We start from the raw sequence: 23,910 nt of genomic DNA, 5'->3' as shown, positions 1-23,910 counted from the left end.
TTCAAAAGTCGGATATCTGTTATTTTGGGCTTACTTGGTCAAAACTATCTGTAGCTTTATTTTTCAGGATTGGTATAATGAGGGCGATCGCCCACGCTCGATCGCAAAAACCAGCTAAATTTTCGTCAAACTTGTTTGCATTTCTTAATTATTCCTAAAATAGGAAGGGTAAAGTTGCGATCGCACGTAATGCTATTCCCAGGAAATCAGCACACCAAGTTGATGATACCGACGATAATTTGTTTTATTCCTATATAAGTTAGTCTCTCAAGGAGTGATGAATGTGATGTCCGAAGAGCAAAGAAAAAAATTGCATCAAATCCTTCAGCAATTAAACAACGCCCAATCCGAGGTGCAAGAAGCCTACGAAACAACAATGATGAGTGATGCCAAATGGGCACTGTCTAGCCTGTGTGATGATTTAAAAAAAGATGAGTCGATCGATCCGTCTATAAAGAGCCAGCTCATGCCTTATTTTGAAACCGCTCGTTCAGCTATTCTCAGTCCTGCATCAACGCATAAACGAGCCGGAAGCTGTGGTGACAAGCTGAATGAAGCAGAGTCTTGCATAAGAGAAATACTCAATAGACTCTGAAGGGGATGATTTAAGATTGGAGCGGGCGAGTGCCGGAAATCCATCCTGCGGAATCTATTTACATTTCTTAATTATTAGTAAAATAAGAAGAGTAAAGTTACGATCGCACATCGCACGTTATGCCACTCCAAGGAAATCAGCGTACCAAGTTAGACGACACCGACGATACAGTGTTCTATTCCTCTCCTCGGTTTGTGACTCATGTAGATGACGGGTTTATTCAGCAACTAACCGATTTGTATCGGGAACGGCTCAAACCCAATACTCGGATTTTTGATATGATGAGCAGTTGGGTGTCTCACTTGCCGGAAGAAATGGAATTTGCCCATGTCGAAGGCCACGGCATGAATGAAGAGGAGTTAGCAAAAAATCCCAGGCTGAATCATTATTTCTTGCAAAATTTGAACGCAAATCCCAAATTGCCGCTGCCAGATGCAGAATTTGACGCAGTTGTCAACTGCGTATCGGTGCAGTATTTGCAACAGCCGGATGCGATTTTTGCCGAAATTCGCCGCATTTTGAAGCCCGGGGGCGTAGCAATTATCAGCTTTTCCAACCGGATGTTTTCTCAAAAGGCAATTGCGGCTTGGCGGGAAGGTTCGGAGGGCGATCGGGTACAATTGGTCAAGAGTTACTTTGATTCGGTCAAAGGAGCGAACATACCCGGATTTAGCAAACCGGAAGTAGTTAGTAAACAGTCTAACTTACCGAGTTTTATGCAAATGCTGGGGATGGGAGGCGGCGATCCATTTTATGCGGTAGTTGCTTACCGCCAAAGTTAGAATTTTTTTTAGGTTTGTAGTGAAGACTTTAGTCCGAGGATTTTTATGAAGACTAAAGTCCTTACTACAAACTTGTCCGGAGTTGAGTAATTATAAAAACAGTTACTCTTCTAGCCATTCTGCGTAACCGCAAGCCAGCAGCAAACGCTCCTTCAGCTTAGCAATAGCTTCAGCATCCGGTTCACCGGTTGAACCGACCCCATATACATCATTCAGAACAAGATAATAATCTTTACCTGTACAGTGTGCCATGACTTCTGCTAAATTGCGATCGGACATTTCACCGTAAAGCAGTGCCAAAAGCGGAAAATAATCCTCATCTTTAACTCCGTCAGGAAAAGCACGGTGAATCAACTTATAGGTACTCAACAAATAATGTTCAATAGCAACTTTCATTGTTAGTTTCCCGTTAAACGACACGGAGGGTGGACGTACACGCTGAAATCAATACCTTGACCGCTTATTGCCCTAACAGCTTTAGCATCTGCTGTCATGGTTGTGATGCCCAACTCATCTCCTGTTCCCAAAATTATTATATCATTTGCGCCTAAGTTTCTAGTTATCTGCAAATTTAACGATCTAACAGAAGGATTGTCGCGAATGACAGCCACTCTCTGATCGACTTGCTCGCGCTTGCTCCAAGGAACCTGCTATGCTTTGAACAATATTAGTCAACTCATTAAAAGCCGTCTAAGTCATTACCATTTGCTGTCCTTGCACGTATTGTCGCAACTGAGCGCGGACTGGCGAATTTTCGGAAATAAATGCAATTCCCGTGCTAGTATCTAAATTGAGCATTTAAATAAAAAATACAAATTCATCACAATTATACTGTGAAACCATATCAGCAAATAGGGATCGATGAATGTGGCGAACCCTTAGTGCCAATTCCCACCGAACATTTTGCCTTGGAAACGCCGCACCCCTATCAAAAACTGGGTGCTCCTTATCACAACAGCAAAGCAGATTCGCCTTACTATTTGCGGCAGGGAGTTGTCAATAGTTTAATAACAGCTAAAACGCAACTACAGCAACATTATCCTCATTGGCAAATTCTGATATTTGATGCTTATCGTCCGGTAGAAGTTCAGCAATTTATGATAGATTATACTTTCAATCAAATTGCTGTAGCTCAAGGCTGCGAATTTCCGGTTTCCGAAGACAAACGTGAAGTAATTATCAATCACGTATATCAATTTTGGGCCGTACCGAGTATGGATCTGGCTACGCCTCCGCCTCACAGTACAGGCGCTGCTTTAGATATAACTTTAGTGGATGAAAATAATCAACAAATTGATATGGGTTCTCCGATTGATGAAACATCAGAACGCTCTTATCCCGATTATTTTGCCAATAGCAAGCAGCCGGAAAAACAGCAATATCACCTGCACAGGCAAATATTAAAAGATGCAATGATAGCGGCTGGTTTTCAGCAGCATCCTAACGAGTGGTGGCATTTTTGTCTGGGCGATCAAATGTGGGCCTGGTTGACAAATAACAATAATAGTGGTAATAAAGTTATCGCTAGATACGGTCGCTATTAAACTATTTGAGATTTTCCATTTTTCAATTTGAGATGACTGAATGCTCGATCGACTATAAATCAATTGGACAGCAACCGCCAAGAGACTGAGAAAGTTCTCGCATTGCTCAAACCCTTGCTTTGATTGCTGCTTCCTTCTTCCTTCGTGCTTCTTTTTACCTCGATTGAAGCCTTTGAAGCCTTCTTTCTGCTATCGAGGCTATTGCCAGCGGGGTAGCGGTGCTTTAAAATTAACCAGAGCGAACAAGTGCAGGCAAATCGAGCCAGCACCGCAAACCCTAAAGGATAACTTAGATTTCACCCCATGAAAGCACTCATCCTCTCTGGCGGCAAAGGAACACGCTTGCGTCCCCTAACCTATACGGGTGCTAAGCAGTTGGTTCCTGTGGCAAATAAGCCGATACTGTGGTACGGAATAGAAGGAATTGTGGCGGCTGGGATTACGGATATTGGGATTGTTATTAGTCCCGAAACTGGGGAAGAGGTGAAGGCGAAAACTGGAGATGGATCTCGCTTCGGTGCAAAAATTACTTATATCTTGCAATCAGAACCGGCGGGACTCGCTCACGCGGTGAAAGTTGCCCGACCGTTTTTAGGCGATTCTCCGTTTATTATGTATTTGGGAGATAACTTAATTGAAAATTCGCTAGATCCGTTTTTAGAGATTTTTCAAAAGCAAAAACTAGACGGTCTAATTTTGTTGCGTCCAGTTGTCAATCCCTCGGCTTTCGGTGTGGCAAAAGTTGATGAAAACGGGCGAGTTTTGCAGTTGGTAGAAAAACCAAAAGTTCCACCGTCGAATTTAGCACTGGTAGGAATTTACTTTTTTGCTCCTACTATTCATGAGGCGATCGATCAAATTCAACCTTCGCCCCGCGGCGAACTGGAAATTACTGATGCTATCCAACAGCTCATCAATCAGAAAAAACAGGTAGAAGCCTGTAATTTAGAGGGTTGGTGGCTGGACACGGGGAAAAAAGATGATTTGCTGAGTGCAAATCAAATCATTTTAGATAGCCGTATTGTAGCTTCATCTGAATTGAAAGTAGACAGCACAAGTCAAATTATCGGGCGCGTGCAAATAGGCGAAGGAACGGAAATTATTAATTCTACAGTTCGCGGGCCTGTGGTAATTGGAGAAAATAGCCGCATTGAAAATTGCTTTGTCGGGCCTTACAGCAGTATTGGCGATCGCGTGACGATGATTGATGCTGATATCGAACACAGTGTAATATTGCAAGGGGCGAAAATAATTGGCATTCATCAGCGAATTGTTGATAGCGTGATCGGACAACGAGCTCAACTGATTAATGCGCCGGCGCGTCCAAAGGCTTTGCGGTTTATGATCGGTGATGACAGTCAAATTGAGTTAACTTAAGTTGAGACGCGCACCATTTTCCTAGGCAAAATCTAGGGAATGGCGGGCGGTTTGTAGGGTGCGCGCTGCGCGCGGGTTGACTGATAATTCACGGGATACTGTGCGGCGCACGCCTAAATTCACGGGATGGTGTTACATTGGCGGGATGGTTCGCAGTGACAACCCTAAGTTTTAAGGAGGTGAAAGATTGGAGTCCGAAGAAATACCAACTCAACAAATTATAGATAAATTGCGACAAACTTTGGAGCCGCGAATTGGTATTGCTGATTCGGTGATGTTTGCAAGAGAAAATAGTGCGATCGCCCGAGATGAAGATGACGAAGATATCGCGCTTTTGAAGACTGGTTTCGACATTTACAACGTCCCCATTACTTCTTACCAAAGGCAACTGGGTTCCGCAGTCATAGCCGTTAGGAAAATCGTCCGAAAATTGCTCAGACCGGTACTGGAACGACAAGTAATTTACAACTTTGCTAATACTCGCGTGGTGCAAACGTTGAGCAGACAGTTGCAAAAATTGCAAGAAAATCAACAAAATCTAGAGATAAAAATTGTATCAGAGTTCAGTGGCTGTCTTCCCGAAGTTAAAGCACAGCTTGAGACTCAACAACAGGCGATCGCCAATTTTAAGTCAGAAATAGAGGAAATTAAAGCAGTGCAGCAGCAACATACTGCTATTTTAGAGATGATTGCCGCTCAATTGGGCGATCGATCGCCATCAAATATCAAAAATGACCCCAAATAATTTGCTAACAAGGCTCAGGGTTATTCGCGCCAGCAATTCTTCAAATCTTCAATCTAAAATCTAAAATCTAAGAATTTAAAATCGAATGACTGTACTGCCCATATGCTCGTTGATTATAGTCAATTATAACAATCTGCGCCACACTAAAGATTGCTTGAAATCTCTACAAAAACTTACCTATCCAGAAGAACAACTTGATTTAATTGTAATTGATAACTGTTCTCAAGACGATTCGGTTAATGCTTTGCGCGAACTGTTTCCTAAAGTTCGGATATTTGTTAATTCCGCGAACAACTTCGCCAAAGCTCTCAACCTCGGAATCGGCGAAGCAAAAGGGGAATATATCGCTTTTTTAAATAATGATGCAACCCTTGACAGTCACTGGTTGGAAATATTAGTAAAACGGCTAGAAACTGACGATAAAGTAGGCGCTGCTAGCGGTAAATTGTTGTTTAAAGACGGGCGAATTAACAGCGCGGGAATTCAGCAATTACCTGAGTTTTATTGGCAAGATATCGGTTTTGGCGAGAAAGATTCGGGACAGTACGATAAAGAAGAAGAAGTCGAGGGACTTTGTTGGGCGGCGGTGCTTTTTCGCAGGGAATGTCTAGAAGATGTGGGGTCGATTGATGAAGATTTTGTGATGTATTTTGAGGATGTAGAGTTTGCGAAACGCTGCTCCAAACGGGGTTGGAAAATGCTTTATGTTCCCGCAGCTATCGCCCATCACGAGTATCGGGGTTCTAGTAAAGGTAGCAAGCTGACTGAGTATTTCTGCAACCGCAATCGGTTTTTGTATTTGGCGAAACACGAACCTTTACAATTAGTTAAAGCGATTCATACTTCAGATTTTTTTTCTAACAAACAGTACAATTTGCTGTTCGAGAGTTTGTTTGTGGCGATTAAAAAATTGCTAGATTATCAGAAACCGGAAATCATCGCAAATGTACTGCCGCAGTTGTTGGAAAAGTTGGCGGTGATTTACAGCCGCAGCAAGGTCGATCGCATTTTACCTCGATTGCAGGTGGTTCGGGGCGATCGCAAAATGTCGATCGCCATTTACGATCACGGACTCCATTTTATCGGGGGTGGCCAAAAATACGTCGCTACCATCGCCTCGTTGCTGCAAAATGAATTTGATATTACCTTCATCGCCAACAAACCCGTTGCTGTTTCCGACTTAGAATCCTGGTACGGGCTGAATCTTTCTCGATGCAAAATTAAACTTATTCCGTTGCAGTTTTACGACAAACGCGGAATGCAGTGTATCGATTCCAGCATCATCGTGGAGGACATGGACAATCCCTTTGATGAAATTTCCAGAGAAAGCAAAAATTACGATATTTTTATCAATGCGAACCAACTGGAAAAAGTGAAACCACTATCGCCGATATCAGTATTTTTTTGCCACTTTCCCAATGTTTTTCGCAACCGTCACTTTGCTGTGGATGACTACACTTTTATTATTGCCAACAGTCAATTTACTGTCAAGTGGCTGGAAAAACGCTGGAACTTGCAGCCAACTTTTTTGCTTTATCCGCCCGTGGAAATGGCAACAGTGAAAGTGGCGAAAGAAAAAGTCATTTTAGCTGTGGGACAGTTTGAAGCTGGGGGAACCAAAAAGCAAATTGAATTAATTAAAGCTTTCCGCAGTTTGCTAGCAGATTATCCCGATCGACTTCAAGGATGGCGGCTGATTTTAGCTGGTAGCAGCATTCCCAAAAATCCTTATTTAAAGACGGTTCAAAATTTATTGAGGCAAGATTCAAGGGCGATCGAACTCAAAGTTAATGCTTCTTTTGAGGAGGTAAAATTGCTTTATGCTAAAGCGAGCATTTTTTGGCACGGCTGCGGTTTGGGTGAAGTGAATCCTCAAAGGTTTGAACATTTCGGGATGGCGACTGTGGAAGCAATGCAAAACTGTTGTGCTCCGATCGTCTTTGCTGGTGGTGGCCAAGTGGAAATTGTCGAACACGGGCGATCGGGCTTTTTGTTCAATACCGTTGAGGAACTTTGCCAGCATTCGCATCAACTAATTGTTAATCCCGATTTGTTAGCTGAACTTCAAGCTGGTGCACAGCAGCGCAGTCAGAACTTTAGACTTGCAGGTTTTGAGAAAAAAGTCAATAGTTTTTTTGAGATTATTCACCAAGAATATGCTACAATTCGGCTGCCAAATCCTGCTGATATTGCTCAAATGCTCGATCGACCTTAAAGGCTAATTAAAAAATCCGCCAGGGGTTTTTAATTCCTGACTCAAAGCTCAAGTTCTCTTGCATAAAACTAATATCAAAGTCGATTTTATTAGCATTTTCTTCAGTCTCATTCTGCTGCGGACTTTGTATGTGTAGTAGCGACTTCCAGTCGCCGGATATCTAAAATCATGTCTAATTCACTGTTAATCAATTTGTCTTTTTTAACTCCCGAACCTACAGGAATCGGGACTTATGCAGCCAATCTTTTTCCGCAATTGCAACAGCTAGAACCAACATTACTCGCTTCCCAGCAAATTGATAATTATAGTTGCTATCAAATCCCCGAAACTCTGACACCGAATCGCGGCCCGAAAGGACAAATTAACAGGCTGCTGTGGACTCAATTTAAATTGCCCCAAATTTATAATAAATTGCAGTCAAGCCTAATTTTTTCGCCAATTCCCGAAGCACCTTTATATTCAAAATGCCGCTACATTGTTACGGTACATGATTTAATTCCTTTGCGGTTTTCCCAAAAATTTTCTCGCTTGACGGCTTATTTTCGCTACTACATACCGCAGGTTTTGCGACAAGCGGAACACATTATTTGTGATTCTGAAGCAACGGCGGCGGATGTTGCTAATTTTTACCATATTCCGCGTCAAAAAATGACCGCAATTCCCCTAGCTTGCGATAATATTAATTTTAGATATCTCGACTTGCCAGCTAAAAATTATTTTCTTTATACCGGCAGACACGATCCTTACAAAAACTTAGAAAGATTAATTGCTGCATTTGCGAGTTTAGCCGATCGCACAAACTATGAATTGTGGCTGGCGGGGCCTCCCAACGCCTACACAGCGCAGTCGATCGCCCAAGTTGAAGAATTAGGCTTACAATCTTCAGTAAAGTTTCTCGGTTACGTTGCCTATTCTCAATTGCCCGTACTAATGAATCAGGCGATCGCCCTCGTATTTCCCACACTTTGGGAAGGATTCGGCTTGCCAATTTTGGAAGCAATGGCCTGCGGTACACCAGTCATCACTTCCAACCTGTCATCAATGCCAGAAGTCGCCGGAGATGCGGCATTATTAGTCAATCCTTACAGCGTTGGAGAAATTGCCCACGCCATGCAAACAGTCGCCAGAGATTCCAAAGTGCGATCGAACTTAAAAACTGCTAGCTTAGCACGAGCAAATCAATTTAGCTGGCATAAAACCGGAAAAGCAACCGCCAACATCTTACAAAAATATCTCTAAAATCTCCCTCTCTGCGCCCTCTGCGGTTAAATAAAAAAAATCCCACCACAAAACCGCAATCTAAATATTATCCCATGTCCAATCCCCAATCCAACCTGCTAATTAATCTTTCCTTTCTAATTTCTCAACCAACAGGCTTAGCCATCTATGCCAAAAACCTATTTCCTCACCTAAATTCTCTCAATCCCACCTTACTTACAGCCCAGAAATTTCCCAACAATAACTGCTACGAAATTCCCGCCAACTTCACACCCGAACAAGGAAGCAGAGGACACATCAATCGATTGCTGTGGACACAAACCCAACTACCCAAAATTTACAAACAGCTAAAATCTAACTTATTATTTTCTCCAATTCCCGAAGCTCCTTTATTTGCAGGTTGTCGCTATATAATTACAGTACACGACCTAATAGCGCTGCGATTTCCCCGCCGCTTCGATCCGCTGACACCTTATCACCGCTACTACATTCCGCAAGTTTTGCGACAGGCTGAACATATCATCTGCGATTCCGAATCGACGGCCAACGATCTCATTAATTTTTGCAATATTCCAAGTTCTTTGATTTCGCGAATTTTTCCCGGCTATGATGCGAGTTTTTTTAAGTTTCTAGACTTACCAACAAGCAATTATTTTCTTTATATGGGCCGCCACAATCCCCATAAAAACGTGCAGCGAGTTGTATCAGCGTTTGCAGCTTTACCCAAGAATTCCGAGTACGAATTGTGGATAACAGGTTCCGAAGATCCGCGCTATACGCCGCTGCTGAAGGCGCAGGTTCAAGAATTGGGATTGTTCGATCAAGTAAAATTTCTAGATTATCTCCCGGCGGCTGATTTGCCCAAAGTCATCAATCGGGCGATCGCCCTGCTATTCCCCAGTCTTTGGGAAGGATTCGGCCTCCCCCTACTCGAAGCAATGGCCTGTGGCACTCCTGTTATCACCTCTAACCTATCTTCGATGCCAGAAGTTGCGGGGGACGGCGCACTGTTAGTCAATCCCTACAGCGTCCAGGAAATAGCCTCTGCTATGCAAGAGCTTGCAACGGATGCCAAAGCTCGATCGCACTTGCGGGAACTCGGTTTGGCTAGAGCACAACAATTTAGCTGGGAAAAGACTGGCCGGGAAACTGCTGCTATTCTCGATCGATATCTTTGACGAAGGAAGGAAGAAGGAAGAGGGAAGAAGAAAGAAGGAAGAAGGAAGAGGGAAGAAGGAAGAAGGAAGAAGGAAGAAGGAAGAAGGAAGAAGGAGGAAGGAAGGAGGAAGGAGGAAGATTTTTCCAATCTCCCAATCTCCCCCTCTCCCAATCTCCCCCTCTCCCCCTCGCTTCACCGAGGCACTATAGGCCCCTTTTACTTGTTGATACCCAACTGATCGCCGCGCTTGTACTGCTGATATGCAGCAAAAAACAGCCCCGACAGAGTAACAAAGATTAGACCCAGAACAATACCTGAAAGTAGCGGTTCTACCATGAGAGCTCCTTAACGTTAAGATTTAACAACCTGTTTTTAATATTACCAGCACTTATACAGATGAATTTTCGCAAAAACGCCCTTCAACCCTTCTCAAGGCTTGATCTCCCCGCTGGGAAGGATTAAGCTATGTTATGAGAAGTAAATTTTCTTGTAGATACTATTTTTAAATTGAACTCCTTTGAATCACCAACTTGCCAAAAATGAAATTAAGAACCCGATCGAGCGACTTGCCATATTTGCGATCGCGGTGTTGCTTGCCATCATATTGGCGAGTCTGACAATTCGTCAGTTTCAAGTCGCCGATCCCTACGTCAAAAGCGTACTGTCGCTGACTGGCAACCAGCTTCAGGGTTCAGCCATCTTTCAAATGAACTGTGCCGGGTGTCACATATCCGTTGCAGACAGTCAAGTCGGGCCCAACTTGCAGCGAGTTTCCGAGCGCAAATCCCAATTTGAGCTGATCCGCCAAGTCACCAGCGGGCGAACTCCACCAATGCCGCAGTTTCAGCCTAGCCCGCAAGAAATGGCTGACTTGCTGGAATATCTGGAACAAATTTGACCGCAGAATGGGAACGGAATTTCGTTTCCCTACTTCCAATTGTCTGGGTAAGGTGCGCGGCTTTTTTGAGATGCGGACTGAAGTCCGCACTACGAACCTGCGCGCGGTTAATCGATCGCACAGGATATTAAACCTCAAACCCGCAGGGAAAGCAGGGGTTTCAACTGCTACCTCAAACTCAAAGTCCACAAAGCGTGGACTTAAGCAGGCTCAAAGACTAAAGTCTTTGAGCCTGCTTAAGTTGAAACCCCTGCGTGCTGGGGACTGCTGACTAAACCAGCAAGCTAAAACTGCTCGCCGATAGCTGTGTCGGAAGTACGCCCGCCACTACAGCTAAAATCTGGTCGCTGTTAGCAAGCCCGATCGCACTTGAGCCATTATTTTCGGTAATTGACAGTTGATTGAAGTCCAAGCCTCCCACCAACACAAGTGAATCAACTCCTGCGGTGAAGTTGAAAATAGTATCAATTCCCGCGCCGTCTGCCAAGATAAAACCATTGCGGCCAGATCCGCCGACGAGGGTATCGTTGCCAATACCTCCAAAGAGCAAGTCATCGCCGGTGCCACCAAAGAGCAAATCATCACCGTTGCCGCCAATTAAGGTATTGTTACCGTCGTTGCCGCAGAGAGTGTCATTGCCCTCATCGCCAAATAGCACGTCGTCGCCAGCGCCTCCCAACATTACGTCATCGGCTTTGCCACCGTACAATAGGTCATCGCCTTCGTCGCCACTGAGCGAGTCGTTGCCGCGATTGCCGTAAATCGTATCATTCGAGCGATCGCCAAAAATCAGGTCAAAGCCTTTACCGCCAAAGAGAGTGTCGTTATCGATGCCACCGTAGACAGTATCGTTACCCGTATTGCCATTGATGTAGTCGCCGCCCTGTTGGCCAAAAATCAAATCGTTGCCGCCCAATCCGAAGATCGAGTCACTGTTGGCCGTACCGACGATCGTATCGTCACCGTTAGGGCCGTTGATGACATTACCCCCAGAAGAATTGCCGAACTGATTAGAAATAGGGTTTCTGGGGAAGTCTGCAGGGCAAACCAAATCTGTCGGTACAGGTGAAGGTGTCGGTGTCGGTACAGGTATCGGCGCAGGTGTCGGTGTCGGTGTCGGCGCAGGTGTCGGCGCAGGTGTCGGTGCCGGTGTCGGTACAGGTGTCGGTACAGGTGTCGGCGCAGGTGCCGGTGCCGGTGTCGGTACAGGTATCGGCGCAGGTGTCGGAGTCGGTGTCGGTGTTGGTGTCGGTGTCGGGAAGTTCCCGAAGTTGATGCCACTGACAATAGCACCCGAAGTCAGCGTGATGTCGGCTGGGTTGGGCGTGCTTTGGGTGAAACCAGTTTGGTTGACTTCCCGGACGCTGTAGGTTCCCGGCGTTAGGTTCGCGAACAAGTAGTTGCCGCTGTTGTCGGTAGTAGTAGTAACAGCAGGCGCAGCAGGAGCTCCTGGGGTTGGAGGTACGACCTTAGTTAACTGAATTTGGAAATTGGGTAAACCCGGTTCTCCGGCTTCCTGAGTGCCATTGTTGTTGCTATCTCGGAACTTCAGACCTCGGATCGTGCCCGGTTCCGGCAGGAAGTTGCCGAAGTCAATGCCCGCGATCGCATCTCCACCAGCCACCGTAATCGGGGCGGGGTTAGGCGTCGTCTGCGTCCAGCCGGTTTGCGGTACTTCCCTTACCTGGAAAGTGCCTGCGGGTATGTCTTTGAGAGTGTAGTTGCCTAGGGCATCAGTGATGGTAGTCGGTTCGCCCTGCTCAAATATGCCATCGGGATTGATACTGTCGAGGAATATTTGCCAGTTTTGCAGCCCCAGTTCTCCGGCATCCTTAAGGCCATTGTTGTTGGCATCATTGAATTTTTGACCGCTGATGGTGCTCGACTTGAAGTTACCGAAGTTGATATTAGCGATGTCTTGACCGCTGACGACAGTGATGTCGGCCGGATCGGGGGTAGCTTGCGTCCAAGTAGGCTGCGAGACTTCCCGCACCTTGTAGGTTCCTGCTGACAAATCGAGGAATTTGTAGTTACCGGTGGCATCGGTGAGGGTGTTTGGTTCGCCGGTGTCAAGGGTGCCGTTGCCGTCAGTATCGAGGAATATTTGCCAGTTGGGCAGTCCTGTTTCCTCGGGGTCTTTAAAGCCACTATTGTTGGCGTCGTTGAATTTCAGCCCGCTAATCGTGTTCGGCTTGAAGTTGCCGAAATTGTTGTTTTGGGAGTCGGTGCCGCTGGTGACTGCGATCTTAAATGCCCCGGAAAGGGTAGGCGTGGCTGCGTCGGCGGGCGGCACAGTTTGCGTCCAGCCGGTTTGTCCAACTTCCCGCACTGTATAAGTGCCGGCTGGTAAGTTGGTGAACTGGTACTTACCGGTGACATCGGTAACGGTGGCGTTGGTGCCAGTTTCTGCTGGTACTTGGTCTTGCACGCCGTTGTCGTTGGCATCCAAGTAAATTGTCCAGCCTCCTAGGGGTTCTTCTGCTGGCGCATCTTGCACGCCATTTTTGTTGAGGTCGTTAAATTTGATCCCGCTGATTTTGCCGAACTGGAAGTTGCCGAAGTTTTGACCCGTAATCGGGGTGTTGCTAACGGTGTTAATTGTATAAGAAGCCGGGCCGGCGGTTTGTGAGAAACCGATCGGCACATCTTCTCTCACAAAGTACCGACCGATGCCAACGTTGGCAAAGCTATAAGTGCCAGCAGCCGCAGGCGCTGTCCCGGTAACTTGACTGGCGACTTCGGTATCGCCGGTATCTAAAGTGCTGTTATTGTTAGTATCCTTCAACAAGCGAACGGTAGTGCCGTTGAGGGGGGTATCGTCGGCAGAGAAGCCGTCGCCTGTGAGGTCGGTGAATTTGGTGCCGCTGACGGTGATGTTTTGGAAGTTACCGAAGTTGAGGCCCGCAACGGTAGCATTAGTTATCGTTGCGCCGCTTTCGGGAGTGATGTCGGCGGGATCGGTTGTGGTTTGTGTGGAACCTGTGGGCACCGTTTCCCGGACACGGTAGAGAGCACCACCTGCAAGGGGCTTCAATCCTGTGAAAGTGTAAGCACCAGTGGCATCTGTGGTGGCTGGTGTTCCGATCGCAGCCCCTGTGACGGAATTGGTTAAATTAAGCGTAACCCCAGCTACTGCCGCATCCCCTGCATCTTGAGTACCGTTGCCGTTGAGGTCATTAAATTTCAGACCACTGATGGTCATGTCCTGGAAGTTGCCGAAGTTGACGGCGGTGGTACCAAAGAGATCCGTAGTACCAATGGTAGGCACAGTGGTAGGGGAAGTTTGCGTCCAAGTGGCTTGTGGTGTTTCTGCGATCGCAGTGTTTGCCTTAGTATCGGTAAGGGTGTATTGACCCAAAGTTGCAGGAACCGCAGAGCTAACAGCAGTCTTAGTTCCTGCGGTAATAGTCCATCCACCTAAACCTGGATCTGTCGCAGCTTTAAGGCTGTCGCCGTTGATATCGTTGAATTTCTGACCCTGAACAACGGGCCCGTACTCGTAAGCACCGATGTCAACATTGGGTTTGGCAACGAGAGTATTGTCAATTTTGCGAGGGAAACCAGTGCCGCGTTGGTCGAAAGCAGTAGCGCCCACGGCCGTTATGGTTGGGTCGCCTCCACCAATGGCAGGGTTGCTGCTGGTAGTTACGGGGCTATTGTCAACTAGGGCAAGGGTCAAAGGCCCGGCTGTTGCGCCGTTTAGTGCGGCAGCGGCGGCTGGTGCTAATACATTTGCGATAGGAACTGCTAATTGCTCAGTAGGCGCAAAACCTGTACTCCCGGTGATAACTCCAATCAGGTTGTTGTTCCCTGTGAATGCTCCTGTAACATCGGTGTTGGTAGCAGCAGTGTTGCCAGCGACGATCGTATTCTTGACCGTGACAGTACCACCGTTGTCAATTCCTCCGGATCTAGCAATCAGACTAGCCGGTGCGCCAACAGTAGCCGCTGTAGCAGAGTTATAGGCGATCGTGTTGTTAGTCAGCGTAGCTGCTGCACCTAAGTTAACGAAAATTGCACCGCCTGCTGCTGTACCCGCACCTGCGGTAGCATCACCAGCATTTCCACCCCTGACTGTATTGCTATACAAGGTGCTGTTGGTCAAGGTCAAGCTGCCGCCACCGACAAAAATTGCACCACCCAAACCAGCACCGCCACCACCTGCGGTAGTGCTACCAGCACCGCCACCAGCAGCACCAGCAGCACCACCAGTGCTACCAGCACCACCGCCACCACCCAAGCCACCAGCACCGCCAACACCCACAGTACCAGCGGTACCAGCAACAGTACCAGTACCACCACCGCCACCGATACCACCAGCACCACCACCGCCACCGATACCACCAGGGCCGCCAGCACCACCGATCGCGCCATTACCACCGTTACCAGTACCAACACCAGGGCCGCCAGCGCCACCAGCACCACCGCCACCACCGCCACCACCGAAGATTCCAGTACCGCCAATCCCACCAGGACTGCCAGGCCCACCACTACCGGTGGTGGCTCCACCAGTACCACCAATGCCACCAATGCCACCAGTGCCACCAGGGAAGCCCTGGCTACCATTTCCAGCGGTGCCACCAATGCCGCCAGTACCATTAGGAGTACCACCAACACCACCAGCCCCTGCCACACCAGGAGTGCCACCAGCAACACCAGTGTTTAAGTCGCTGTTGCCACCAACGCCACCGCTGCCAAGAGTACCGTTACCGCCGATCGCCTGGTTGTTCGAGAAAGTCACTCTGTCAACAATTACGCTGCCAGTATTGATAAAAAGTGCGCCGCCTAAACCACCAGCGCCGCCACCACCACCAACTGGTGCGTTGCCACCTAATGCTCTTGCAGAATCAATGGTGAGGTTGGAGATGTTGACTGGGTTTGCACCGCTATCAACTACGAAGGCGCGGAAATTACTACCGCCCCTGATGGCAAAACCTCCGCCAATGATATTGGTGTTGTCACTAATTTTTGGCAGCAGCCCCGCGAGGGTGATATCCGCAGTCAGGGTAATTGTGTCAATCCCAGCATTGATGTTGGCAACATTGATGGCATTTTGCAGTGCGCCAAAGTCGCCAGCACTCTGGTTTAAGTCAGCTAGCACCCCGCTATAAGCTTCTCTCGCTTCTTGGGAAAATGCCAATGCCGTCTCGATCTTCCCCGTAGTCACTTCGAGTTCCCAGTCTCCACCGAGGGCTGCACTACCGGTCAAGTTATCCGAAGCCGCAACTTCCGCCCCGGTTAGCTGGCTCAGCCTTTCTACGAAGGCCACACCGGCTTCTGTGGCGGCAACGTTGCAACCGTAAAGCAGAATTTCGGGTTTAGCTGTAGTTGAATAGTTCGAGGTTGCCGAGGCCGCTGGTAAAGCAAACCATGTTTCTAAATAATTGCGGTAGCTTTCAATATTGCTGAAATTGAGTTCTGTGGTTCCCAGTTGCAAGCTGGCTGCTGCGCCGTGAGACAAAATGTGGACGGCTGCAATGTTTTTTTGCTGTTTAAGCGTTTCAGCGATTTGCTCGATGCCGTCCCGATCGCCCTTGAGAATAATAACTTCTGTATCTGGATTTACAGTTTCTGTTAAACTTGCCCAATCTGTAACTTGTGAATCTGCAAAAACTATCTGGTGTTTCGGTTCTTTATAAAATTCCACGCTTAAATTCCTCTGGTACACGCACACATCAAATTCATATCACAAACCCCGCACACTAGCGATCGAGCTTTTTCCTGCGCTGGTGTTTATCGTTAGCGAAGCCGGCCTCTACGGGGACTGCGCCAACTAACAGGATAGCCCTTAATTTTTATCAATCAAATAGATATTGACAAAAACTTTATTTTATGCTTTGCCAGCATAAAATGACTTAGTTTGATTGTTTAGAAGTTTTAAACGGGGATATTGTTCCGGCTGTTACAAAAATCTTTGAAAAGAGCGGCGTGCTATTTTTGGATTTTCCAGAGATAGGAAATATACCAAATTTGATAAAAATTGTCAATCTAATAATTAACTGAGGGCGATCGATATTTGTTAGTCAAGATTCATCAGTCACGGCGATCATCTGTAAAGTGATGTTACCATAATTTTTTTCGGCTGAAAGATATGGATTCGCGATCGAACAACGGCGATAAAATTGGTTTGTAGTGAGAACCCACAGTTCGAGTTTTATGAGGACTCAAGTCCCCACTACAAACCTTTACCAAGTTTCTTGATCGGGATGATTGGAATTGCTCCATATTTCCACATCTAAATCGTTGAGATAAAACAGAGCACTTTCAATCTGTTGACTTGTACCGTTAAGTTCCAAATCAAACCAACCGTCATCCGAAGTTTTGACACCCAACAAAGCCGCATTAAAATTCACCATCAAACCGTATTGCGAAATCAGGTTAGAAATGACAGGTTCCTGATGATATTCTTTAGGAACACGAATCCGAATGCGGGTTTGAGTTAATCTGGTGTCTCCTGAATCAGCGTGGGGGATATCTGATTCTTTGGTTTTGTGAAAATTGTCGATCGTCGATTCAAATTCAAATTCGCTATTGTTCTGGTTTAACATTTGAGCCTCCTAATGTTTATTTCCGAGGTAAGGTGCGTAGTGTGTACCCTACATTTACTGAGAGTTGCGATTGGTTTGCAATCGCAAAAACACATCATTGTATTTGATTACTCAACCTCCTTGATGCTAGTTTTCTTTTCCAAAACCTCCTGAAGCACGAGAGTAACAACTGCTAACAATCCGAGAACTACCGCCGCAGAAAAAGCCGATTGCGTCGCATATTGCTTGTAAGCATCCTCTACAAATAAAGGCAAAGTTTGGGTTTTTTTAGCAATATTTCCCGACACCACAGAGACGGCTCCAAATTCTCCCATCGCTCTAGCATTGGTCAAAATTACTCCGTAAAGCAAGCCCCAACGAATATTCGGTAGCGTGACATTCCAGAAAATTTGCCAATCATTTGCTCCTAACGTTTTCGCCGCTTCTTCTTGATCTGTTCCCACTTCTTCCAAAACAGGAATTACTTCGCGGGCGACAAAAGGTAAAGTGACAAAAGCAGTTGCTAGTACCATTCCGGGGAAAGCAAAGATAACCTTAATTCCGGCACTCTCCAGCCACGGGCCGAACCATCCCAAGCGACCGTAAAGCAGTACAATCATTAAACCTGCTACTACGGGAGATACGGCAAATGGTACGTCTAAAATGCTGATTAAGAGTGTGCGTCCCGGAAATTTGTTGCGGCCGATAACCCAAGCTGCACACAAACCGAATACCGTATTTACAGGTACAACTATCAGAGTAATCAGCAGGGTGAGTTGTGCTGCTGACAGAAAATCTGGTGAGGTTAAGTTGCTCAAAAACGGATCTACTCCCTTTTTGAAAGCTTGGTAAAAAACGTTAAGAGCTGGAATAAATAAGATGAGACCAAGATAGACGATCGCAATTCCGATCAAAGTTGGTTTTACCCAAGTTTTTTCATTTTTTCGAGCTGAACCACCTGGTGGAAAGTTGTACTCTTTCGATAAATTAAGATTAGCCGTCATAGCGTCTTCTCCATGATTGTAAGAAATTTATAGCGAATAACATTGTCAGGGAAATACCTAACATGAAAGTGCCAATCACCGTGGCTCCTGCATAGTCGTACTGCTCTAATCGCTGGAAAATTAAGACCGGGGCGATTAAATCTTTAAACGGTATATTAGAAGCTACTATTACAGTAGAACCGTACTCGCCCACCGCTCGCGAAAATCCGAGGGCAACTCCGGTTAAAATTGACGGAAACAGTGGCGGCAAAACTACTCGCCAGAAGGTTTGAAATTGAGAAGCACCCAAGCACCAAGCTGCTTCTTCAATGTCTTTTTCCATTTCGTTTAAAACTGGCTGTACAGTCCGCACGATGAATGGTAAGGAAATAAATATCATGGCTACGCCTACGCCTAAGCGAGTGAATGATATTTTGATTCCTAACGGTGCAAACAGCCCGCCTATCCAGCCGTTATCGCTGTAAACTGTGGCGAGGGTTAAACCTGCGACTGATGTCGGTAATGCAAAGGGTAAATCTACTGCTGCATCGACAATCCGTTTTAAGGGAAAGTCGTAGCGGACTAATACCCAGGCAATTAATGTACCGAATACTCCGTTAATTAATGCGGCAATTAATGCGGTAAAAAACGTGACATTGTAGGCGGAAAGGGCGATCGGGCTTGTGGCAATTTTCCAAAATTCACTGGGGTTTGCTGTGCTGGCTTTTACCAGCATGGCTGTGACTGGGAGAAATAGCATGAGGCTGAGGTAGCCTATGGTGATTCCCCAAGGTAGGGTGATTTTGCCGATCGCTCTTTTGATGTTGGCGATCGCAGATTGAGGGTTGGTGGCTGGAGATGATACTGTCATAGGGTAATTTTTAACCGCAGATGAACGCTTATTTACTTGCTTCCAGGCGGAGCCTGGAAATGCCGATCTCAAGGCTCTGCCTTGCTTTTTGACGAAACAGCAAGTGAGGAAGATCGGAAAGCTTTACAGGGAGGCAGAGCCTCTGGATATGCGTTCCCAGGCAGAGCCTGGGAACGAGTAAATTCTGATTTGCTTAGCGTTTAATTGAACCTTGGATTTTGTCAAAAGCGGCTCCGTCATCAAAGAATTGCTTCTGAATTTCTCCCCAACCTCCTAAGTCTTTAGCTGTAAATAGGGTTTTGACGGGGGGATATTTTTGGGCAAATTCGGGTTCTTTGGCTACCGTGGCATCTATTGGCCGAAAACCTGCTTTAGCAAATTCTCGCTGAGCTTCTGGGGTGTAGAGAAACTTGACAAATGCTTCGGCGACTTCGCGGGTACCGTGTTTGTCCACGTTTTTATCCACGATGGCGATCGGATTGTCGATCGACACATTCACGTCGGGAATAGTATAAGTCGGTTTTTCGCCTTTCTGAGATGCCAGAATAATCTCGTTTTCGTAGTTAATTAAGGCGTCACCTTGGCCTTGTTTGAAAAATACGTCGGTGGCTTCGCGGGCATCTTTGGTCAGGATGGGAACGTTTTTGTAGACTTTGCTCGTAAAATCTAATGCTTTGGTGTCATCGCCTCCGGTTTTGACAACTGAGCCCCAAAGTGCTAGGAAATTCCAGCGAGCCACGCCTGATGTTTTGGGATCGGCGGTAATCAATTTCACTCCGTCTTTGGCTAAGTCTTCCCAATTTTTGATGTTTTTGGGATTGCCTTCGCGGGTGACGATGGCTGCTACGGATTTGCTGACGATGCCTTCGTTGGGCACTTCTTTTTCCCACCCGGGCGCAATGAGTCCGGCTTTTTCGATTTTGGCGGTGTCGAGGGCGAGGGCTAGGTGCACGATGTCGGCTTCTAATCCGTCAATTACGGCTCGGGTTTGGGAACCGGAACCGCCGTAGCTTTGGTTGAAGCTGACGGTTTGCCCTTTTTCTTTTTGCCACTGTTCTACAAATTTGGGAATTATCGCTTCGTGGGCGGCTTTGGTGACGGCGAAGGAAACGAGGGTTAGTTCTATGTTGCCTTTGTTGGCGGCTGGGTTAGCACCGCCAGTGGCTGCGGGGTTGCTGGGGGTTCCCTGCTGGCAGGATACAACGGCCAGACTTAAAGTTATTCCTACTAAAAATAGGGACAGGAATCTTTTGAGTGAAGTCAACGATCGATTTTTGGCCGCTGGTGGCTGTGGCGATCGGTGAAATTGTTGAGTTAGGTCTTGCCGCTGGCTCATTATATTGGTTCCTCTACGGAAACTACGGTTTTTGGGTCGGAATACCGTAATTATGTTTGTGAAGTACGATTATAAACAGGCGCAAGTAAAAATAGCAACAAAAAAAATGAATTGGGGGAATTCGGGGTCGATCGACTATCCTCAAGTCTTACGCTCGGTAGTTTTGACTCAGATTAGCGGTAAAATGTAAACCGTATAAGTACCATGATTGAGTCAAGGTGCTAAGCCTGCACGATACGCCTTACGGATGCGCTGGCTGCTCTCCCAAATAAGCGCGATCGCGGTAAGAGTCCAGCCTTGGCGAATATGCCTCACTCGCGCGATCGCCCTTGAGTTAAAAAAGTTTTGACTGATATGTCCTTACCCCGCCCCCTCTCAGACACGATAATTGAACTGTTGAAGCCTGTAGCTAGCGAATTGGGAGAAAGATTGGGAGCAAGCGCTGTTAACGAACGCTATGCAGAAATTGAGCCTTCGGCTGCTTCTTCGGCTTTGAACCAACAAATCAAAAAAGACCCCCGCTGGATTAAAGCACAAGTGAAATATTTGCAGCGACAGCACAGCCGCGAACAAGAATTAATCGCGATCGCCAGCATAGAAGAAGAATGGGTAAAGGAAGAACGCGCCAATCGAGTTAAGGCACAAGAATTGAGAGATAAGCGGGCGATTAGCCGGCTTTGCCGCGAGTTAATGCGGGAGTTTCAATCAGAAGCAATTCGAGTTAAGCTGAGCGAAATTCAAACTATTTGGGACAAAGACAACTGGTTTTCTAATTTGAGCAGACAGGAAACCGAACAGATTTTACAGCAGCAACAGCACCGATTGCTGCTGTTGGTTGCTCCCGCAAAAATTAGCCAAGATTGCCCGGATTCGTTTCGCAACAATCTAAATATCGAGCTGCCGGCTAAGTTGAGATCTTTTTTGAACCAGCACTACCCCCAGCACGGAGAATCTTGTCCGGTTCAATTTTACGGAGACTATTTTAAAAAGGCGATTTCTGATATTGATGTGGAGCGGTTGCAGACTGTTTTGTCTCCCGTGCCGACAGCTATATTGTACAGCGATATCAGCGATTATGAAGTCAATTTTCATCTTGGTTTTTGGGGAATCATCAATCAGAGCGTTTCTCTAGTGGCGATGCAGCCTTGGAATTGGGAAGAGGTTTATCAGCAGTTGGAAGCTGAGGGCAAAGATGAAAAGGTGAGCCTGCGGATTATTCGGCAAATAATTGTCACAATTCACAAGTTATTAGCGGCTTTTTTAGCGGATTTGTATTATTTAAATATTGATTTTACCCACGAACCTCAGCTATTCAAATTAGAGGCGGAATTTGCTCAGGAATGGTTTTCTAAAGATTGGGCGCAACCGTATATTGAAACTCTTAAAGAAATTCAGGAACAGCAGCGAATAGTCTATAAAGGAGAGATGCGGCGGTTGGCGCTGCGAGAAGCGAAAGCTAAGGCAGAAAGGAAGCGTTTGGAGGATCAGGAACTCAAGCACAGAGAGGAAACTGAGGAGGCATCTAAACGAGCGAAGGAATTAGTTCACCAATTAAAAAATCTGAAATGGCGGTGCGTATATACGTTGCCGGGACATTCATCGTTTGTGAATTCTCTGGCGATTAGTCCTGATAGTAAAATTCTGGCTAGCGGTAGTTGGGATAAAACTATTAAGATTTGGAATTTAGAAAAAGGGGAATTAATTGGTACTTTGACGGGACATTCCGATCGCGTAAATTCTGTTGCTATTAGCTATGACGGAAAAATGTTGGTCAGCGGCAGTTCGGATGAAACAATTAAGTTTTGGAATTTGTACAACGGCGATTTGCTGTGTACTTTTCCGGGACATTCTATGGAAGTGAATTCGGTGGCGATTAACCCGAAGGGGCAGATAATTGCTAGCTGCGGCGGGGCAGATAATACGATTAAGCTTTGGAATTTGCGGACTGGTGAGTTGCTGCGGACTTTGAGGGGTCATTCTAACAATGTGAATGCGGTGGTTTTTAGCCCGGATGGTAAGATATTGGCGAGTGGCAGTTCGGATGCGACGAGCAAGGTTTGGGATGTGGAAAGCGGTAAGTTGCTGCGGACTCTTTCGGGGGTGAATGTGGGGGTGAATTCTGTGGCGATCGCGCCGGACGGTCAAATTCTCGCTAGCGTCAGCAATGATTATACAATTAAGCTGCGGAATTTGCATACGGGCAGTTTGTTACGGATTTTCAATTCTCATTCTGCGAGGGGAAAGGGTGTAGCGAATTTGGGGATGAATGAGGCGCTACATATTTTGCAGAATTATGTGAGTAGGGGCGATTCGGTTGCTATCAGTCGGGACGGTTTGACTTTGGCTAGTGGCTGCGATGATAATACGATTAATCTTTGGAATTTACATACGGGGGAGCTATTGAGCACTCTTAAGGGACATTCGGGTACTGTATACTCGGTGGCGATCGCACCTTCGGGCAATTTGCTCGCCAGCGGCAGCGCGGATGAGACAATTAAGATTTGGCGCTGCGATTAGTCATTAGTCAGTTGTTTGTTGGCAGTTGGCAGTTGTTTGTTGGCAGTGGGCTGTTGGCTTCGGTAAATTAACCAATAGTCATTAGTCATTAGTCATTAGTCATTAGTCAGTAGTTTAGACGATCTGCTGTGGCTGGGAGTCCGCCCTGTCGCGGCGAGAAGTTCAACAACATTTACCTACCGGGGCGAGAAACCGGGTTTCTGCCACAAATAGGGTTGAGTAACGAGAAATATAGGAAGAAACCCGGTTTCTGAGGTGTGGCTGCGCTCAAAAGACGATAATTTCGGTTTTGTCCTTGCGGGCAGGGGTTTTGGGCGAATTTGAAAAAAAAGTTGGCTGGGGGGGTTGCGCTAATGGCGATAAGTTTGCTATATTAATTTTCACTGCTGGTGTAACTCAGTTGGTAGAGTAGCTGATTTGTAATCAGCCTGTCGCAAGTTCGAGTCTTGTCACCAGCTTATTTAATGAAATAAAGGCTAGATAAAACTTCTAGCTTTTATTTTTTTGCATCGTGGGCGATCGTCTCTTCATACGCTTGTCACCCGCCTCAACAATTTTGATTGTTAACGTAATCTTTTTTCCAAAAATAGAAATATCTAGAGCTAGATTGAATCTGGCGATCGCAAACTTGAGCGTCTGATTATCAAGTTTGATTAAATGTTAGCCACTAAGGTTATCAAGTTATTCTAAACTAAATTTGTCAGCACTGTACCGGAGCAGCGAAATGTCCCCTTGGGTAAAAGATCCAAATGCAGGTGGAGTGAAAATCCCTCCGGCAGTTCAAGAACGGGTAAAGCAGCGTATTCTCGATTATGCTGCTGCTAACTACGCTGGTAAGTACACTCGCTTAGGCATCCGCTTTCGCAGTCAGTTTTGTTACGTTGATGCCTATACAGAACCTAATGTCCCCCTAGATTTTCCGAGCAAAGACCTTGGCGTATCTCGTGAAGAATATTTAGAACGAAGGCGAAATACTCCCATTCACCTATGTCGGCTGCGTTACTTTAGTGATGAAGAAGCTTGGGCTCTGGGTTTTTATACATATAGCAATGAAAAATATGAGCTTTGTGTGTTCAACAATGGCAGTTTCTATGGTACGCCTGAAGAAGCCTTTGACATCTCTTCTATGTACTTGGAATAACC

The 23,910-nt window shown here is 46.3% G+C and carries 19 protein-coding genes and 1 tRNA gene; 12 read left to right on the top strand and 8 right to left on the bottom strand.

What is annotated here, in order from left to right; translation table 11 throughout:
• Positions 1-286 precede the first annotated feature (286 nt).
• Positions 287-595, top strand: a complete 309-nt coding sequence (locus QUA01_RS03680; RefSeq protein ID WP_333092782.1) for a hypothetical protein — start codon at positions 287-289, stop codon at positions 593-595.
• 119 nt (positions 596-714) lie between these two features.
• A complete protein-coding gene (locus QUA01_RS03675) occupies positions 715-1,377 on the top strand; it encodes a class I SAM-dependent methyltransferase (RefSeq protein WP_333092783.1) in 663 nt (220 codons plus the stop codon).
• Positions 1,378-1,479: 102 nt separating this feature from the next.
• Here QUA01_RS03675 and QUA01_RS03670 read toward each other — a convergent pair whose 3' ends face one another.
• Both QUA01_RS03670 and QUA01_RS03665 read right to left on the bottom strand, forming a co-directional pair.
• Entirely contained in the window at positions 1,480-1,773 is a 294-nt protein-coding gene (locus QUA01_RS03670) for a DUF3349 domain-containing protein (protein ID WP_333092784.1), read from the bottom strand.
• A 2-nt stretch (positions 1,774-1,775) separates the two neighbouring features.
• Positions 1,776-1,988, bottom strand: coding sequence for a DUF1308 domain-containing protein (locus tag QUA01_RS03665; RefSeq protein WP_333092785.1), 213 nt, complete (start codon positions 1,986-1,988; stop codon positions 1,776-1,778).
• 222 nt (positions 1,989-2,210) lie between these two features.
• On the opposite strand from QUA01_RS03665, the gene QUA01_RS03660 reads away from it, so the two are divergent.
• From QUA01_RS03660 to QUA01_RS03635, 6 genes are all read left to right on the top strand, one after another.
• Complete coding sequence (locus QUA01_RS03660) at positions 2,211-2,921, top strand: M15 family metallopeptidase (protein ID WP_333092786.1); 711 nt, start codon at positions 2,211-2,213, stop codon at positions 2,919-2,921.
• 303 nt (positions 2,922-3,224) lie between these two features.
• Positions 3,225-4,298: a glucose-1-phosphate thymidylyltransferase gene (locus QUA01_RS03655; RefSeq protein ID WP_194010932.1), complete on the top strand. Its 1,074-nt coding sequence runs from the start codon at positions 3,225-3,227 to the stop codon at positions 4,296-4,298.
• Between the two features lie 187 nt (positions 4,299-4,485).
• A complete protein-coding gene (locus tag QUA01_RS03650; RefSeq protein WP_333092787.1) occupies positions 4,486-5,043 on the top strand; it encodes a hypothetical protein in 558 nt (185 codons plus the stop codon).
• Positions 5,044-5,128: 85 nt separating this feature from the next.
• The gene (locus QUA01_RS03645; protein WP_333092789.1) at positions 5,129-7,258 is read left to right on the top strand and encodes a glycosyltransferase; all 2,130 of its coding nucleotides are present in this window, start codon (positions 5,129-5,131) and stop codon (positions 7,256-7,258) included.
• A gap of 168 nt (positions 7,259-7,426) precedes the next feature.
• Positions 7,427-8,497 (top strand): glycosyltransferase family 4 protein, encoded by a 1,071-nt coding sequence (locus tag QUA01_RS03640; protein WP_333092790.1) that lies wholly within the window; start codon positions 7,427-7,429, stop codon positions 8,495-8,497.
• Positions 8,498-8,571: 74 nt separating this feature from the next.
• Complete coding sequence (locus QUA01_RS03635) at positions 8,572-9,654, top strand: glycosyltransferase family 4 protein (protein ID WP_333092791.1); 1,083 nt, start codon at positions 8,572-8,574, stop codon at positions 9,652-9,654.
• 197 nt (positions 9,655-9,851) lie between these two features.
• On the opposite strand, the gene petG is transcribed toward QUA01_RS03635, so the two are convergent.
• The gene (gene petG / locus QUA01_RS03630) at positions 9,852-9,971 is read right to left on the bottom strand and encodes a cytochrome b6-f complex subunit V (protein WP_015174208.1); all 120 of its coding nucleotides are present in this window, start codon (positions 9,969-9,971) and stop codon (positions 9,852-9,854) included.
• Between the two features lie 181 nt (positions 9,972-10,152).
• On the opposite strand from petG, the gene QUA01_RS03625 reads away from it, so the two are divergent.
• Positions 10,153-10,533 carry a c-type cytochrome gene (locus tag QUA01_RS03625; protein ID WP_194011927.1) on the top strand — a complete coding sequence of 127 codons (381 nt, stop codon included), beginning with the start codon at positions 10,153-10,155 and terminating at the stop codon, positions 10,531-10,533.
• A 271-nt stretch (positions 10,534-10,804) separates the two neighbouring features.
• Here the strand turns inward: QUA01_RS03625 and QUA01_RS03620 are convergent, their stop codons facing one another.
• The 5 genes from QUA01_RS03620 to QUA01_RS03600 all read right to left on the bottom strand — a co-directional run bounded on the left by QUA01_RS03620 (position 10,805) and on the right by QUA01_RS03600 (position 20,250).
• Positions 10,805-16,180 (bottom strand): SdrD B-like domain-containing protein, encoded by a 5,376-nt coding sequence (locus QUA01_RS03620; protein ID WP_333092792.1) that lies wholly within the window; start codon positions 16,178-16,180, stop codon positions 10,805-10,807.
• A gap of 538 nt (positions 16,181-16,718) precedes the next feature.
• Positions 16,719-17,081, bottom strand: a complete 363-nt coding sequence (locus QUA01_RS03615; protein WP_333092793.1) for an NIL domain-containing protein — start codon at positions 17,079-17,081, stop codon at positions 16,719-16,721.
• Between the two features lie 107 nt (positions 17,082-17,188).
• Positions 17,189-18,064, bottom strand: coding sequence for a sulfate ABC transporter permease subunit CysW (cysW, locus tag QUA01_RS03610; RefSeq protein WP_333092794.1), 876 nt, complete (start codon positions 18,062-18,064; stop codon positions 17,189-17,191).
• Positions 18,054-18,914, bottom strand: a complete 861-nt coding sequence (cysT, locus tag QUA01_RS03605) for a sulfate ABC transporter permease subunit CysT (protein ID WP_333092795.1) — start codon at positions 18,912-18,914, stop codon at positions 18,054-18,056. Before cysT ends, cysW begins: the two co-directional genes overlap by 11 nt.
• Positions 18,915-19,107: 193 nt before the next feature.
• Complete coding sequence (locus QUA01_RS03600; protein ID WP_333113519.1) at positions 19,108-20,250, bottom strand: sulfate ABC transporter substrate-binding protein; 1,143 nt, start codon at positions 20,248-20,250, stop codon at positions 19,108-19,110.
• A gap of 354 nt (positions 20,251-20,604) precedes the next feature.
• Between QUA01_RS03600 and QUA01_RS03595 the strand changes: the two genes are divergently transcribed.
• The 3 genes from QUA01_RS03595 (at position 20,605) to QUA01_RS03585 (ending at position 23,908) form a co-directional block, all read left to right on the top strand.
• Positions 20,605-22,767 (top strand): serine/threonine protein kinase, encoded by a 2,163-nt coding sequence (locus tag QUA01_RS03595; RefSeq protein ID WP_333087508.1) that lies wholly within the window; start codon positions 20,605-20,607, stop codon positions 22,765-22,767.
• A gap of 385 nt (positions 22,768-23,152) precedes the next feature.
• Positions 23,153-23,225 (top strand) — tRNA-Thr (locus QUA01_RS03590).
• A 266-nt stretch (positions 23,226-23,491) separates the two neighbouring features.
• Positions 23,492-23,908: a hypothetical protein gene (locus tag QUA01_RS03585; protein WP_333113518.1), complete on the top strand. Its 417-nt coding sequence runs from the start codon at positions 23,492-23,494 to the stop codon at positions 23,906-23,908.
• Positions 23,909-23,910: the final 2 nt, after the last annotated feature.

Source organism: Microcoleus sp. S36a_B3 (genome assembly GCF_036700745.1).
Taxonomy (GTDB): Bacteria; Cyanobacteriota; Cyanobacteriia; order Cyanobacteriales; family Microcoleaceae; genus Microcoleus.
The sequence above is the reverse complement of the archived record's forward strand: the minus strand, read 5'-3'. Positions and strand labels throughout refer to the sequence as shown.